At 62.5% G+C, this 12,634-nt stretch carries 16 protein-coding genes; 12 read left to right on the plus strand and 4 right to left on the minus strand.

What is annotated here, in order from left to right; all coding sequences use genetic code 11:
- Nucleotides 1–152: 152 nt before the first annotated feature.
- From ACE3QM_RS16385 to ACE3QM_RS16400, 4 genes are all read left to right on the plus strand, one after another.
- Nucleotides 153–530, plus strand: coding sequence for an oxidoreductase (locus ACE3QM_RS16385; RefSeq protein ID WP_048407708.1), 378 nt, complete (start codon nucleotides 153–155; stop codon nucleotides 528–530).
- Between the two features lie 229 nt (nucleotides 531–759).
- Entirely contained in the window at nucleotides 760–1,218 is a 459-nt protein-coding gene (locus ACE3QM_RS16390) for a DUF2844 domain-containing protein (RefSeq protein ID WP_374423380.1), read from the plus strand.
- A gap of 29 nt (nucleotides 1,219–1,247) precedes the next feature.
- Nucleotides 1,248–2,471 (plus strand): DUF3443 domain-containing protein, encoded by a 1,224-nt coding sequence (locus ACE3QM_RS16395; RefSeq protein ID WP_197081324.1) that lies wholly within the window; start codon nucleotides 1,248–1,250, stop codon nucleotides 2,469–2,471.
- Between the two features lie 183 nt (nucleotides 2,472–2,654).
- On the plus strand, nucleotides 2,655–3,218 hold the full coding sequence (locus ACE3QM_RS16400) for a flavin reductase family protein (RefSeq protein WP_374423383.1): 564 nt from the start codon (nucleotides 2,655–2,657) through the stop codon (nucleotides 3,216–3,218).
- 58 nt (nucleotides 3,219–3,276) lie between these two features.
- Here ACE3QM_RS16400 and tyrS read toward each other — a convergent pair whose 3' ends face one another.
- A complete protein-coding gene (gene tyrS / locus ACE3QM_RS16405; RefSeq protein ID WP_231461009.1) occupies nucleotides 3,277–4,551 on the minus strand; it encodes a tyrosine--tRNA ligase in 1,275 nt (424 codons plus the stop codon).
- 302 nt (nucleotides 4,552–4,853) lie between these two features.
- Here tyrS and ACE3QM_RS16410 point away from each other — a divergent pair, with 302 nt between their 5' ends.
- A complete protein-coding gene (locus ACE3QM_RS16410) occupies nucleotides 4,854–5,513 on the plus strand; it encodes a cytochrome b/b6 domain-containing protein (protein WP_048407713.1) in 660 nt (219 codons plus the stop codon).
- 60 nt (nucleotides 5,514–5,573) lie between these two features.
- Here the strand turns inward: ACE3QM_RS16410 and ACE3QM_RS16415 are convergent, their stop codons facing one another.
- Complete coding sequence (locus ACE3QM_RS16415; RefSeq protein WP_053074146.1) at nucleotides 5,574–6,011, minus strand: cytochrome c; 438 nt, start codon at nucleotides 6,009–6,011, stop codon at nucleotides 5,574–5,576.
- A gap of 83 nt (nucleotides 6,012–6,094) precedes the next feature.
- Entirely contained in the window at nucleotides 6,095–6,523 is a 429-nt protein-coding gene (locus tag ACE3QM_RS16420; RefSeq protein WP_048407714.1) for a cytochrome c, read from the minus strand.
- Nucleotides 6,524–6,696: 173 nt separating this feature from the next.
- Between ACE3QM_RS16420 and ACE3QM_RS16425 the strand changes: the two genes are divergently transcribed.
- The 6 genes from ACE3QM_RS16425 to ACE3QM_RS16450 are packed head-to-tail and all read left to right on the plus strand — an operon-like array spanning nucleotide 6,697 to nucleotide 10,781.
- Nucleotides 6,697–7,131, plus strand: coding sequence for a transcriptional repressor (locus ACE3QM_RS16425; protein WP_048407715.1), 435 nt, complete (start codon nucleotides 6,697–6,699; stop codon nucleotides 7,129–7,131).
- A gap of 21 nt (nucleotides 7,132–7,152) precedes the next feature.
- Nucleotides 7,153–8,070, plus strand: coding sequence for a GTP-binding protein (locus tag ACE3QM_RS16430; RefSeq protein WP_231461007.1), 918 nt, complete (start codon nucleotides 7,153–7,155; stop codon nucleotides 8,068–8,070).
- Complete coding sequence (locus ACE3QM_RS16435; RefSeq protein WP_156183680.1) at nucleotides 8,067–8,237, plus strand: hypothetical protein; 171 nt, start codon at nucleotides 8,067–8,069, stop codon at nucleotides 8,235–8,237. Before ACE3QM_RS16430 ends, ACE3QM_RS16435 begins: the two co-directional genes overlap by 4 nt.
- Complete coding sequence (locus tag ACE3QM_RS16440) at nucleotides 8,234–8,977, plus strand: metal ABC transporter ATP-binding protein (protein WP_048407717.1); 744 nt, start codon at nucleotides 8,234–8,236, stop codon at nucleotides 8,975–8,977. The genes ACE3QM_RS16435 and ACE3QM_RS16440 overlap by 4 nt, the downstream gene beginning before the upstream one ends.
- A 2-nt stretch (nucleotides 8,978–8,979) precedes the next feature.
- Complete coding sequence (locus tag ACE3QM_RS16445) at nucleotides 8,980–9,852, plus strand: metal ABC transporter permease (protein WP_374423425.1); 873 nt, start codon at nucleotides 8,980–8,982, stop codon at nucleotides 9,850–9,852.
- A gap of 23 nt (nucleotides 9,853–9,875) precedes the next feature.
- Nucleotides 9,876–10,781 carry a metal ABC transporter substrate-binding protein gene (locus ACE3QM_RS16450; RefSeq protein WP_374423388.1) on the plus strand — a complete coding sequence of 302 codons (906 nt, stop codon included), beginning with the start codon at nucleotides 9,876–9,878 and terminating at the stop codon, nucleotides 10,779–10,781.
- Here the strand turns inward: ACE3QM_RS16450 and ACE3QM_RS16455 are convergent.
- Nucleotides 10,774–11,439, minus strand: coding sequence for a sulfite exporter TauE/SafE family protein (locus ACE3QM_RS16455; RefSeq protein ID WP_374423390.1), 666 nt, complete (start codon nucleotides 11,437–11,439; stop codon nucleotides 10,774–10,776). The two genes, ACE3QM_RS16450 and ACE3QM_RS16455, sit on opposite strands and share 8 nt — an antisense overlap.
- 306 nt (nucleotides 11,440–11,745) lie before the next feature.
- Between ACE3QM_RS16455 and ACE3QM_RS16460 the strand changes: the two genes are divergently transcribed.
- On the plus strand, nucleotides 11,746–12,531 hold the full coding sequence (locus ACE3QM_RS16460; RefSeq protein ID WP_231461004.1) for an enoyl-CoA hydratase: 786 nt from the start codon (nucleotides 11,746–11,748) through the stop codon (nucleotides 12,529–12,531).
- Nucleotides 12,532–12,634 lie beyond the last annotated feature (103 nt).

A 12,634-nucleotide genomic window follows, 5' to 3' on the forward strand; every position in this document is an offset into this window, starting at 1 on the left:
TCTTACCGTTACAGGCCCGGCATAGTCCGGGCCTGTTTCATTTGATGGCGGCGCGGACTGTTGGACTCTGCTTGATTTGGCTCAAATAGTCGTGGCCGGCAAAGCTGTTACAGTGTGACGTTTATTTGATAGGCATAATTCGGGTGGGCCGCATGGAACAGATCAAAGTGGGAATGATAGGCGCGGGCGAAACCGGCACGCCGCTGTTGCGGCAGTTGCTGGATGCGCCGTTTGTCGAGATGGTTGGCGTGGCGGACTTGAATCTGGAGTCGCCTGGCATCCAGTTGGCCCGGCAGCGTGGCATCTCGGTTACCGATAATTTCATTGAGCTGGCGGAGCAGGGCACGCGCATAGACATCATCATCGATGTCACCGGCTCGCGCAAAGTGCGTGAGGATTTGCGGCGCTATATGCAGTTTTCCGGCAATACCCATACCGTGATCGTGCATGAGCGCGTTGCTCTGTTGATGTTGTCGCTGGGCGCGGGCAAGCTGGTGACGACCCGGCATGACGACTCGCTGGCGTACTGACAGGCCATTCGGATTTGACCGGCGGGCAGCTGGTTGAATTTTGAGGACGCTGGGGGGCTTTGGCCCCCCTTTTTTATTGTCGATTTCGATCGCTCCGCTGTGATGGGGCGGCTGTTTCATGCTGGCGTGCTATATTTTTAAAGCGGTGCCGGCACCGCGCGCACCTAGCAAGCTCGGGCCAAGCATCCGGGCTGCGGCTGTCTTTCCATCCTGATTTGGGGGCTCATCCATGGAGATTTCTCGTATCGTGGGCGGCGCGCTGCTGCTCGGCCTGGGCTTGCTGCCCGCTGCAGCCCTGGCCACGCTGGGGCAGGCGCTGCCACCAGGCGCGGTGGCCGGCAATTCGCCGCCGCCGCTGGCGCTGAGAGCCGTGCCGCAAGCCGCTTATTCCGTGGCGCAAAGCCAGGATCCGGCGGGCCGCCGCATTCGCGAATTCGCCGGGGCGGACGGCATTGTGTTCGCCGTCGCTTGGCAGGGCGCGTCGTTGCCCGATATGCGGCAGTTGCTCGGCGATTATTTTCCCGCCTATGTTTCCTCACAGCAGTCCAACCGGGCCGGCCTGAATCGGCTGGATGGCCACCGGCCGGGCCTGGTCGTGATCTCGGCCGGCCGCACGCGCGCTTTCCACGGCTTGGCCTATGTGCCGGCACTGCTGCCGGCCGGGCTAGATATCGAACAACTCAAATAATCCGACGGGAGAGCGAGATGAGACAGGGGATGTTGTGGCTCGCGCTGGCGTGCGCGGTGGTGTTGACTGCATGCGGAGGGGGGGGCGGAGGCGGCGGTGGCGGGATTGCGCCGCCGAATAATGGCGGCTCGACCGCCAACTCGGTGACGATGACGATAGACCGCGGGCCGGTGGCCAATGTCTATCAAATCAATATGCCTTATGTGTCGGTCACGGTGTGCGCTCCAGGCGGCGGCCAATGCCAGACCATAGACCGGGTGCTGGTGGATACCGGCTCCAGCGGGCTGCGCTTGCTGGCCAGCGCCGTGAACGGCGCTACCTTGTCCAGCCTGCCTGGCGTGGCGACAAACAGCCGGCAAGTGCTTGAATGCATGCAGTTCGCCAGCGGTTTCACTTGGGGAAGTGTGCGCTACGCCGATGTCAAGATGGCGTCCAAGACGGCGTCTTCGCTGCCTATTCAGATCGTGGGTGATTCCGCCTACAGCACGATTCCCACCGCCTGCAGCAATACCGGGACCAATATCGGCAGCCAGTCCGTCCTGGGCGCCAATGGCGTTCTCGGCGTCGGCTTATGGCGGCAGGATTGCGGCAGCGCTTGCAGCAGCATCAGCAATAATGGTTTCTATTACGCCTGCCCGACGGCGCTGACTTGTCAGCCGGCGACGGTGGCGGCTTCGCTGCAAGTATCCAACCCCGTGATCGGCTTTAGCGGCGACAATAACGGCGTGATGCTGCAACTGCCCGCCGTGGCCGTCAGTGGCGCGCCCAGCGCCACCGGTACCTTGTACTTCGGCGTGGATACGCAGAGCAATAATGCCTTGGGTACGGCCAAAGCCTTTCCCACCACGCTGGACGGCAATGGGCAGGCGGTGATCGCGACCAGTTATAAATCGTCCAGTTACGGCAGCTTTCTGGACAGTGGTTCCAACGGCCTGTTCTTTCCGGATGCGACGATCAATACCTGCACGGTGGGCGGTGGCACCTGGTTCTGCCCGGCCGGCACGCTGGCGCTCAGCGCCACGCTGAGCAATGCCAGCAATAGCAATAGCAGCGTGGTGTCCTTTGGCCTGGGTAATGGTGGCACGCTGTTGTCGCAGGGATATTCCGCCTTGCCGGGCTTGGGCGCGCCTGCCGGTGGCGGCCTCAGTAATTACTTTGATTGGGGCTTGCCGTTCTTTTACGGACGCAATGTCTATATTGGCCTGGAAGGGAGCAGCAATACCTTGGGTGGCGGGCCTATGTTCCTGTTTTGATTGGAGATGCAAGGCTTCTTGCAACGCAATATAAAGCATCCTATATCTGGATAGTCATCTCGATGACTTCTCCTTTGTTGAAATTAGCAATCCATATGCCCGGCTTGAGCCGGGCTTTTTTTTGCAGACGCCGGCTGTGACCTCTCGCTAGAATGGCCATCGTGATTTAAGCCGAGTCCATCCATGTCCCGTTTACGCGCCGTTGAGCTGAGCAAGTCCTACCGTTTATTGAACCATGGCCCCACGGTGCTGGTGTCCAGCGCGGCGGGGGAGCGTAGCAATGTGATGGCGGCGGCGTGGGCGATGCCGCTGGATTTCGACCCTCCCAAAGTGTTGGTCGTCATCGACAAGGCTACCCATACCCGTGAGTTGATCGAAGCCTCCGGCGAATTCGTGCTGAATATTCCGTGCCGCGCCCAAGCCGCGGCGGTGCTGCGCGCCGGCGGCGCCGATGGCCGGCTGGTGGACAAGTTCGCCTACAGCGGGCTGAGCCGGCGCCTGGCGCAAAAAGTGGCCGCGCCGCGCGTGGATGGCTGCATCGCCTATTTGGAGTGCAAGGTGATCAGCGAGCCGCATAATCAGCAGCGCTATGATCTGTTCATCGGGGAAGTGGTGGCGGCGGAAGCCGATGAGGAAGTGTTCGTCGACGGGCGCTGGCATTTCGATGATGAAGCCAAGCGCAGTCTGCATTACATCGCCGGCGGCGCCTTCTTCGCCACCGGCGAGGCCTTCGAGGTGGAAAAGTGAGGCGCGGCTAATAAAAAAGCGGCCGTGAAGGCCGCTTTGTCTTATGCATTCACCGCGCTCAGCGCCATTCCAGCAGCGCGTAGTTCTTCTTGCCGCGCTTGAGCAGGGTGTAGCGGCCAAACAGGCGTTCTGCGTCACCGAACTGATGCTCAAGGCTGTCGGCCTTGTCGCCATTGACGCTGACCGCGCCGCTCTGGATGAAGGTGCGCGCCTCGCTCTTGGACTTGGCCAGGCCGCCGGCGGCCAGCGCGTCGATCAGGCTGTCGGCGCCGTGCTCCAACTGGACGCAGGGCAGGCCGTCCTGGGCCAGTTGCGCGAAGTCGTCGGCGGTCAGGCTGCTCAGATCATTGTTGAACAGGCTTTGGGTGATGCGCTGCGCCGCTTCCAGCGCGCTCTGGCCATGCACCATCGCCGTCATTTGTTCGCCAAGGATGCGCTGGGCTTCCGGCTTGCCGTCGCGGGCCTGGTCTGCGGCTTCAATCGCGGCGATCTCTTCCAGCGACAGGAAGGTGAAGTAGCGCAGGAATTTGTAGACGTCGGCATCCGCCGTGCCCAGCCAGAACTGGTAGAAGGCATAGGGCGAGGTTTTGCTCGCGTCCAGCCAGATGGCACCGGATTCGGTCTTGCCGAACTTGGTGCCGTCGGACTTGGTCACCAGCGGCACGGTCAGGCCGAAGACTTGCTGTTGCTGCAGGCGGCGGGTGAGGTCGATGCCGGCGGTGATATTGCCCCACTGGTCGGAGCCGCCGATCTGCAGCTTGCAGCCGAAGCGGCGATTGAGCTCGGCGAAGTCGTAGCCTTGCAGCAGGCTGTAGGCGAATTCGGTGAAGGAAATGCCCTGGTCGTCGCGGTTGATGCGCTGCTGCACCGATTCCTTCTTGATCATCGCGTTGACCGAGAAGTGCTTGCCGATGTCGCGCAGGAAGTCCAGCGTGTTCATCTGGCCGAACCAGTCATAGTTATTGGCCATCAGCGCGGCGTTATCGCCTTCGAAGCTGAGGAAGGGCGCCACTTGGCCGCGGATCTTCTCCACCCAGCCCTGGATCACGTCCGGGGTGTTCAGCTTGCGTTCGGCGGCCTTGAAGCTGGGATCGCCTATCATGCCGGTGGCGCCGCCCACCAAGGCCACCGGGCGGTGGCCGGCCAGTTGGAAGCGCCGCAGCATCAGCACCGGCACCAGGTGACCCAGGTGCAGGCTGTCGGCGGTGGGGTCGAAGCCGCAATAAAGGGTTACCTGCTCCTTGCTCAGAAGTTCTTCCAGCGCAACGGCATCCGTGGTTTGCGCAATCAGGCCGCGGGCCTGCAGATCCTGAATCAGGGGGGCATGGTTCATTTATCGGGTCTCCAACAAAATCGTGACGCGCGGCCAATGACGTGTTTAAGGCGTCGCCGCAAAAAGTTAGGCCGCCCGTTGGCGGGCGGCGTAGCTGGACCCGCCGAGCGAGTCCAGTCAATGATATTAACCGAAAATCGATGGTTCTTGAGCGCTTTTTCTCGGTAAAATCGGAATAAAACCCCATTGGTATCAGGGATGCTGCGCGGCGCAAGGAGTTATCATGTTGCGATGCGGGATGCCGGGGTGGCTTGAACGCAGGGTATTCAGGATTTTAAGGTGTGAAGGGGAGTGAGGGCGCAATGACGCAAATGGTAAAAGTGTGGGATGTTCCCACCCGCTTGTTTCACTGGGCGCTGGTGATCTTGTTTGCCGGCATGTGGTATAGCGGCGAGCAGGGCGGCGATTGGTTGCAATACCATATTTGGTGTGGGGCCGGCCTTGCCAGCCTGCTGCTGTTCCGGCTGATTTGGGGCGTGATCGGCAGCCAGACCGCGCGTTTCAGCAATTTCATCAAGGGGCCGCGCAGCATTCTGCGCTATTTGCGCGGCGAACTGAGCGAGAATGAGCAGCCGGGTCATAATCCGCTGGGCGGCCTGATGGTGCTGGCGATGCTGCTGGCCTTGCTGGCCCAGGTGAGCAGCGGTTTGTTCGCCGCTGATGTCGACAGTTATCTGTACGACGGCCCACTGGCCAAATTGTTGAGCAGCGATATGGCCGAGACGGCGACCTGGTTTCACAAGAACTTTTTCAATGTGATCCTGGGCCTGGTCGGCCTGCATCTGCTGGCCATCGTTGCCTACCGGGTGTTCAAGAAGAACAATCTGGTCCAGGCGATGATTACCGGGCGCAAGCCGATTGCCGGCGAGGTGCCGCGGCTGGAATTCGTGCCCGCCATCATCGCGCTGGTGGCCTTGCTGGTGTCCAGCGGCGGCATCTACGTGTTGTTGACGCGCTTGTAAGCGTCAGGCGCATGGTTGTGGAGCAAAGGGCGGGTAGCCGCCCTTTTTTCATGCCTCCAATTATTTTTCCGGGCCGCGGAAGGCGTCGTGACAGGATTTGCAGCTCTGTGCCACTGCGCCGTAGTTTTTCTTGATGACGGCGAGATCGCCACGGTGCGCCGCCAGGTTCAGCTCGGACACCGCTTTCAGGAAGGCGTCCTTGTCGGCCTGGAACTTGGCCGGCTGGCTCCAGATCTCCGGTTTGGCGCGGCTCTTGCCGCTGATGCTGTTGGCGGGGAAGTGATTGAACGGCTCGGCGGCTAGCTGCTTCAGCGTGTCGGCCTGGCGGATGAAGGCATCCTTCTGGTAGGGATCGCGTCCGCGCACCACCATGCCCATGGGCTCGAAGCTCAGCAGTATCTTCTTGAAGGATTTGGTGCGGGTTTCGGCCGGGGTGTCGGCCAGGGCGAGCGGCGTCGCGATGGCGCCCAGCAGCAATACGGTCAGCAGTTTTTTCATTTCACGGTCTATACGGGCGGGGGTGGCTGGCGCGTCACCTGAAGGTGAACAGCCCGCCGGATGGCGGGCTGGAAAGGCCGCGCTTAATCCTTGCGGAAGGCGTCGTGGCAGGCTTTACAGGTTTTCTGGGTGGCGCCGAACTGTACCTTGATCGCCGCCAGGTCACCGCCAGCCGCCACTTGTTTCAGCTTGGCGGTAGCCGCTTTGTGGTTGTCCACGGCTTTCTGCCAGTCGGCGGGCTTGCTCCAGATTTCCGGTTTGGCATCGGTCTTGCCCGTGCCGCTGCCGGCCGGGAAATACTGCCACGGCTTCTGGGACAGGGCTTCCAGTTCGCCGGCCAGCTTGGCGAATTCATCCTTGTTATAGGGCGTTTCGCCCTTCACCATCTTGCCCATGCCACCTACCACCGGCTTGTATTGCTTGAAGACGTCCTTGCGCTGGGCGATCGGGTCGGCGGCAAAGGCCTGACCGGCGAGTGTGGCGGCAACGGCGAGCATCAACAGCTTTTTCATGTCATTTCCTTATATGAGCGATGGGTGATAGGCCATAAGACTATCATGGACATTCCGGAGCACAAAGCTATCACGATGGTTCTGCATGATAAACCGATGAATGATTAATCCTTGTGAAGGTGAGATGTTATACAGTAACATTGTGTTTTGATTCATCGAGACGAGCGCCCGGCATGGACCATCTCGCCTATCTGGCCGCCGCGGAGCGGCATTGCGAACAGCGCGGCAGCAAGCTCACCGCCTTGCGCCGCCAAGTGCTGGAATTGGTGCTGCGCTACCGCGGAGTAGTCAAGGCTTACCAGATACTGGCGGATCTGCAGCAAGAGCGCGGCGCGGCCGCGCCGCCCACCGTGTACCGGGCGCTGGACTTCCTGGTGGAGCACGGTCTGCTGCACAAGGTGGACGCCTTGAACGGCTTCATCGTCTGCAACCATTTCGAGTGCCAGCACGAAGGACTGATCCTGGTGTGCGGCGAGTGCGGTCAAGTCCAGGAAATCGACGCCACGCCGGCCTTGAGCGCGTTGCGCCAGGCGGCGCAGGCGGTGGCTTTTTCTTTGTGTCCGCAAAATCTGGTGCTGGCCGGCCGCTGCCAGGCCTGCAGCGCTTGAATCTACCGAACACCCTTACCCATGAAAAAAACCATAGTCAACTTGTTCACCGGCTTTCTCGGGGTGGGCAAGACCACGGCATTGCGCCATTTGATCGAGCATCGTCCCGAGCACGAGAAATGGGCGATCATCGTCAACGAATTCGGCGAAGTCGGCATCGACGGCGCGGCGCTGAGCCAGGACGACCTGGCGGTGGCGGAAATCGCCGGCGGCTGCCTGTGCTGCGTGGCCGGGCCGCAAATGACCGCCACCGTGGCGACCCTGCTGCGCCGCGAGCGCCCGGACCGCTTGCTGATAGAGGCCAGCGGCCTGGCGCACGCGGCCGGCGTCATCGACGAACTGCGCGCCAAGCCCTTGGGCGATGCCTTGGAAGTGGGCGCGGTGGTGACCCTGGTGGATCCGCGCCAGTTCATCCAGTCCGACTACCATCGCCAGCCGCTGTACCGGGATCAGATTTCGATCGCCGATGTGCTGGTGGCCAATAAAATAGATACCGCCGACGTGCCGACGATGCAGGCTTTCCGCCAGCAGGCGGCGGCCTTGTTCCCGCCCAAGTCGCTGATCAGCGAGGTGCGCAACGGCGAGCTGGATCCGGCCTGGCTGAATGCCGCCGCCGTCCCCAAGCCGCGCTATCGGCCGGCGGTGCCGGAGGATGCCGCCGCGCAATGGCGCGCGATGGGTTGGACCTTCGCGCCGGAACAGGCTTTCGACGGCGAACGGCTGACTCGCTTCTTCGACGGCCTGCCGGCGTTGGTACCGGGCCTGGTGCGCGCCAAGGGCGTGTTCAAGGTGCTGGACAGCTGGGTGTGGCTGAACTGGGCGGCAGGGCAGTGGGGCGCAGCCCAGGTGTCCTGGCGGCGCGATAGCCGCTTCGAGCTGATCGCCGAGGATTTCGACGCCGCCGTGGTCGAGGCCAAGCTGCGGGAGTGCTTCGAATGACGCCCAAACATAGCCATGGCCATGCGCATCAACATCTGACGCCGGCCAATTTCAAGGCGCCGTTCAGCCTGCTGGCGATGTCGGCCTGGCAGCGGCTGGCGCTGGTCAGCGTCGCGCTGGCGGCTTTGTGGCTGCTGGTGGCCTGGGCCTTGCAGGAGGCGGCATGAGCATCAGCCTGCAAAACCTGACCGTTTCCTACCAGCGCCACCCGGCGGTGCACCATGTCAGCGGCAGTTTCGCCGCCGGCGACGCCACCGCGATTTTCGGCCCCAACGGCGCCGGCAAGAGCACCTTGCTCAAAACCATGATAGGCGCGTTGAAACCGGATGCCGGCTGCGTGCAGCTGGGCGGCTTCCGGCGTCGCGATATCGCCTATCTGCCACAGCAGTCGGAAATCGACCGCTCCTTGCCGGTCAGCGTGCTGGACCTGGTGTGTACCGGGCTGTGGCATGACACCGGCGTGTTCGGCGGCGTTAGCCGCCGCGGTCGCGACCAGGCCTTGCAAGCCTTGGAGCAGGTGGGCTTGGCCGATTTCGCCTTGCGGACAATCTCGGCGCTGTCCAGCGGACAGTTCCAGCGAGTATTGTTCGCCCGCATTCTGGTGCAGGACGCGCAACTGATCCTGCTGGACGAGCCGTTTAACGCGGTGGACGCCAAAACCACCTACGATCTGTTGGAGCTTGTTCGCCACTGGCGGGAAGAGGGACGCACCGTGGTGGCGGTATTGCACGATTACGAGCAGGTGCGCGCCTATTTTCCGCATACCTTGCTGCTGGCGCGCGAAGTGGTGGCCTGGGGCGATACCGCCACGGTGCTGTGCGACGCCAATCTGAAGCGCGCGGTGGACATCGCCGCGCATTGGCAATCCCAGGCTGCGGTCTGCGAAGTGGATGGAGCGCCTGCCTGATGTTGCACTTATATGATTTGCTGGTGGCTCCGTTCGCCGAATTCGCCTTCATGCGCCGGGCTCTGGTGGGCTGCCTGGCCCTGGCCCTGGGCAGCGGGCCCATCGGCCTGTTCCTGGTGATGCGGCGCATGAGCCTGATGGGCGACGCGATGAGCCACGCGGTGCTGCCCGGCGCCGCGGTCGGCTTCATGATGGCGGGCCTCAGCCTGCCGGCGATGAGCATAGGCGGCTTCTTCGCCGGCGTGCTGGTGGCCTTGCTGGCCGGCCTGGCCACGCGTTTCACCAGCATCAAGGAGGACGCCAGCTTCGCGGCCTTCTATTTGCTGTCCTTGTCCATCGGCGTGCTGCTGGTGTCGCGCGGCGGCAGCAATGTGGACTTGATGCATATCCTGTTCGGCTCGGTGCTGGCGGTGGACGACGCCGCGCTGTACCTGGTGGCCGGCGTGGCCTCGTTCACCCTGGCCACGCTGGCGCTGATCTATCGCCCTCTATTGCTGGAAAGCCTGGACCCGGTCTACCTGCGCGCGGTGGGCGCGCGCGGCGGCCTGTGGCACATGCTGTTCCTGATGCTGGTGGTCTTGAACCTGGTGGCCGGCTTCCAGGCCTTGGGCACGCTGATGGCGGTGGGCTTGATGATGCTGCCGGCGATCACTGCCCGGCTATGGACCGAGCGCATCGAGGCCCTGCTGGCGCTGTCGGTGGCCATCGCCTTCCTGTCCGGCCTGGGCGGCCTCTTGTTGTCCTATCACTTCGAACTGCCTTCCGGGCCGGCCATCATCTTGCTGGCCGGGCTGGTTTATCTGCTGTCGCTGCTGCTGGCGCCGGTGGGCGGGGCCTTGCCGCGCTATATCCGCGCCCGGCATCTGGAATCCTGAACCCTTAGATAAGGAAGTCGTCGATGAAGAAATCAATCATGGCCCTGCTGCTGCTGGGGCTGCCTTTATCCGCCTGGGCCAAGCTGCCGGTGGTGGCCAGCTTCAGCATCGTGGCCGACATGACGCGGGAAATCGGCGGCGATCGCGTCGAAGTGTCCTCGCTGGTGGGGCCGGATCAAGATGCTCACGTGTTCCAGCCATCGCCGGCCGATGTCAAGAAAGTGGCCGCGGCCAAGGTGCTGGTCACCAATGGCCTGGGGCTGGAAGGTTGGATGGTGAGACTGAGCAAGGCCGCTCATTTCAAGGGCGTGCAAGTGGAAGCCGGCAAGGGCATCAAGGTCCGTGAAGCCGAGGAAGAAGAGGGGCACGATCACGAGCATGGTCATGCGGGCCACGATCATGGCGCCATCGATCCGCATGCCTGGCACGATCCCAAGCGCGTGCTGACTTACATCCGTAACATCGAGGCCGGCCTGAGCCAGGCCGACCCGGCCGGCAGGCAGGAATACGCGCGCCGCGCGGCCGATTACGCGGCCAAGGTCAAGGCTGTGGACGATTGGGCGGCCAAGGCCTTCGCCGCCGTGCCCACGGCCAAGCGCAAGATGCTGACCTCGCACGACGCTTTCGGTTATTTGGGTGAGCGCTACCAGCTGCAAGTGCTGGCGATTCAGGGCGTCAGCACCGAGTCCGAGGCATCGGCCAAGGGCGTGGCGCGGCTGGTGCGCCAAGTGCGTCAGGAAAAGGTGGCGGCGATCTTCATGGAGAACATGACCGACAAGCGCCTGTTGGAGCAGCTGTCGCGCGAGGCCAAGGTGAAAATCGGCGGCAAGCTGTACGCCGATGCGCTGTCCGGCCCGTCCGGTCCGGCGCCCAGCTACCTGGCGCTATTCCGCTACAATGTGGACACCATTCTGAAGTCGTTCAAATAAGCGCGCGCAGCAACTGCCAGGCGCCTATGCCCGCAACGACCAGTCCCGCCGTCAGGCGGACTGGTCGTTGTTGCATCCAGCGGCGCAAGCTGTCGGTGAAGGCGCCCATCAGCAGCAGATTGGGCAGGGTGCCGAGGCCGAAGGCCAGCATGGTCAGCGCGCCGCCATGCGCGCTGCCGCTGGCCAGCGCCGACAGCGAGGCGCTGTAGACCAGGCCACAGGGCAGCCAGCCCCACAGCATGCCGGCCAGCAAGGCGGCTTGCGCCGAGCGCACCGGCAGCAGACGGCCCAGCAGCGGCTGCAAGCGCCGCCAGATCGGCACGCCCAGACGTTCTATCAGGTTGACGGCGCCTGACAGACCGGCGAGGTAGAGGCCCATGGCCACCAACATCAGATTGGCCAGCAGCGCCAGTCCAAGCTGCAGACCGCGGATGTCCAGCAATGCGAGGCCGGTGGCGGCGAGGCCGCCCAATAGCGCGCCGATCAGCGTGTAGCTGCCGATGCGGCCCAGATTGTAGGCCAGCATGATGCGCCAGCGGCTGGCGTCGGGCGGCAGGTTCAGCGTGAGAGCTGCGACGATGCCGCCGCACATGCCCATGCAGTGGCCGCCGCCCAGCAAGCCCGCCAGAAACAATACCCATCCGCTCGTTTCAATCATGCCGCAACCTGTCGCAGAAAGCTCTATGGTAACAGAGTGGCGATTCAGGCCGCGCTGAAGCGCCTGTTATTTGCTTTTGGCATTTATGGACTTTGACAAAATTTTACTTGGCATTGTCTTAAAGAAAGTTATAAAAAAAATGATGGTCTTGTTGACTGACTACTGGTCAAAAGGTCAGTTTGCAAAGAAAATGCTGCTTTGGCTTTGGACCTATGCGCAATGGGTTCCACATAAGGATCCAGGCAGCCGGCCTGGCTAAAACATATGCATCAGCGATGCAATCCATGGGGATAGAGTGAGGAAAATATGGCCAAGTATCTGACACTGGAGCGGCTGGGCCAGTCTGCGATCGTGACGCTGAAGAATGCGCCGGCGAATCTGCTGACCACGGAGAGCCTGAATGAACTGGCAAGCACCGTGCGCTCGCTGGATGCGGACCCCGCAGTGCGCTCGCTGGTGCTGACCGGCGCCGGAGAGACCTTCTTTTCCGCCGGTGCCGACTTGAAACAATTCGCTTCCGGCGACGCGGCCGAGGCCGACAAGGTGTTCGATGCCTTCGCCGGCGCTTTGCATGCCTTGCGGCAATACCGTGGCGTCACCGTGGCCGCCATCAACGGCTATGCCTTGGGCGGCGGCCTGGAGTTGGCGCTGGCCTGTGATTACATGGTGGCCGAACGCGGCGCCAAGCTCGGGCTGCCGGAAACCAAGGTGGGCATCATTCCGGCCGCGGGCGGCACCAAGACGCTGGCGGACAAGGTGGGCGTGTCCTGGGCCAAGCGCATCATTCTCGGCGGCGAGGTGGTGGCCGCGGAAAAGGCGCTGAGCATAGGCTTGATCGAAGAAATCGTGGACCAGGGTTTCGCCAAGATCGTGGCGATCAGCCTGGCCAACAAGGTGGCGAACCAGGCTCCGGGCGCGGTGGCCGCCGCGCGCAGGCTGATAGAGGACAGCTCCAATCTGACCTTGACGCAGCACCTGGAGCGCGAGCGCGCCGCGGTGCGTCAATTGATGGGCGGCGCCGAGCAATTGGAAGGCGTGGGCGCCTTCATCGCCAAGCGCAATCCGAGCTGGGCCGAATCCGGCGACGATTGACGCGCCGACGCTACAAACGTAAACCGCCTGCCGCCGTTTCGGCCGCAGGCGGTTTTTCTTGGCTGGCGCCGTTTTTAAAGAGCGCGTTCAGCGTCCCACGACG

The sequence above is a fragment of the Chromobacterium sp. genome, assembly GCF_041912965.1.
Taxonomy (GTDB): domain Bacteria; phylum Pseudomonadota; class Gammaproteobacteria; order Burkholderiales; family Chromobacteriaceae; genus Chromobacterium; species Chromobacterium aquaticum.

What these genes read in the sequence shown, in the direction of transcription:
- ACE3QM_RS16410 (WP_048407713.1), top strand. Translation starts at nt 4,854, where the DNA reads ATGACGCAAATGGTAAAAGTGTGGGATGTTCCCACCCGCTTGTTTCAC.
- ACE3QM_RS16460 (WP_231461004.1), top strand. Translation starts at nt 11,746, where the DNA reads ATGGCCAAGTATCTGACACTGGAGCGGCTGGGCCAGTCTGCGATCGTG.
- ACE3QM_RS16420 (WP_048407714.1), bottom strand. Translation starts at nt 6,523, where the DNA reads ATGAAAAAGCTGTTGATGCTCGCCGTTGCCGCCACACTCGCCGGTCAG.
- ACE3QM_RS16450 (WP_374423388.1), top strand. Translation starts at nt 9,876, where the DNA reads ATGAAGAAATCAATCATGGCCCTGCTGCTGCTGGGGCTGCCTTTATCC.
- ACE3QM_RS16435 (WP_156183680.1), top strand. Translation starts at nt 8,067, where the DNA reads ATGACGCCCAAACATAGCCATGGCCATGCGCATCAACATCTGACGCCG.
- ACE3QM_RS16390 (WP_374423380.1), top strand. Translation starts at nt 760, where the DNA reads ATGGAGATTTCTCGTATCGTGGGCGGCGCGCTGCTGCTCGGCCTGGGC.
- ACE3QM_RS16430 (WP_231461007.1), top strand. Translation starts at nt 7,153, where the DNA reads ATGAAAAAAACCATAGTCAACTTGTTCACCGGCTTTCTCGGGGTGGGC.
- ACE3QM_RS16395 (WP_197081324.1), top strand. Translation starts at nt 1,248, where the DNA reads ATGTTGTGGCTCGCGCTGGCGTGCGCGGTGGTGTTGACTGCATGCGGA.
- ACE3QM_RS16385 (WP_048407708.1), top strand. Translation starts at nt 153, where the DNA reads ATGGAACAGATCAAAGTGGGAATGATAGGCGCGGGCGAAACCGGCACG.
- ACE3QM_RS16425 (WP_048407715.1), top strand. Translation starts at nt 6,697, where the DNA reads ATGGACCATCTCGCCTATCTGGCCGCCGCGGAGCGGCATTGCGAACAG.
- tyrS (WP_231461009.1), bottom strand. Translation starts at nt 4,551, where the DNA reads ATGAACCATGCCCCCCTGATTCAGGATCTGCAGGCCCGCGGCCTGATT.
- ACE3QM_RS16440 (WP_048407717.1), top strand. Translation starts at nt 8,234, where the DNA reads ATGAGCATCAGCCTGCAAAACCTGACCGTTTCCTACCAGCGCCACCCG.
- ACE3QM_RS16455 (WP_374423390.1), bottom strand. Translation starts at nt 11,439, where the DNA reads ATGATTGAAACGAGCGGATGGGTATTGTTTCTGGCGGGCTTGCTGGGC.
- ACE3QM_RS16415 (WP_053074146.1), bottom strand. Translation starts at nt 6,011, where the DNA reads ATGAAAAAACTGCTGACCGTATTGCTGCTGGGCGCCATCGCGACGCCG.
- ACE3QM_RS16400 (WP_374423383.1), top strand. Translation starts at nt 2,655, where the DNA reads ATGTCCCGTTTACGCGCCGTTGAGCTGAGCAAGTCCTACCGTTTATTG.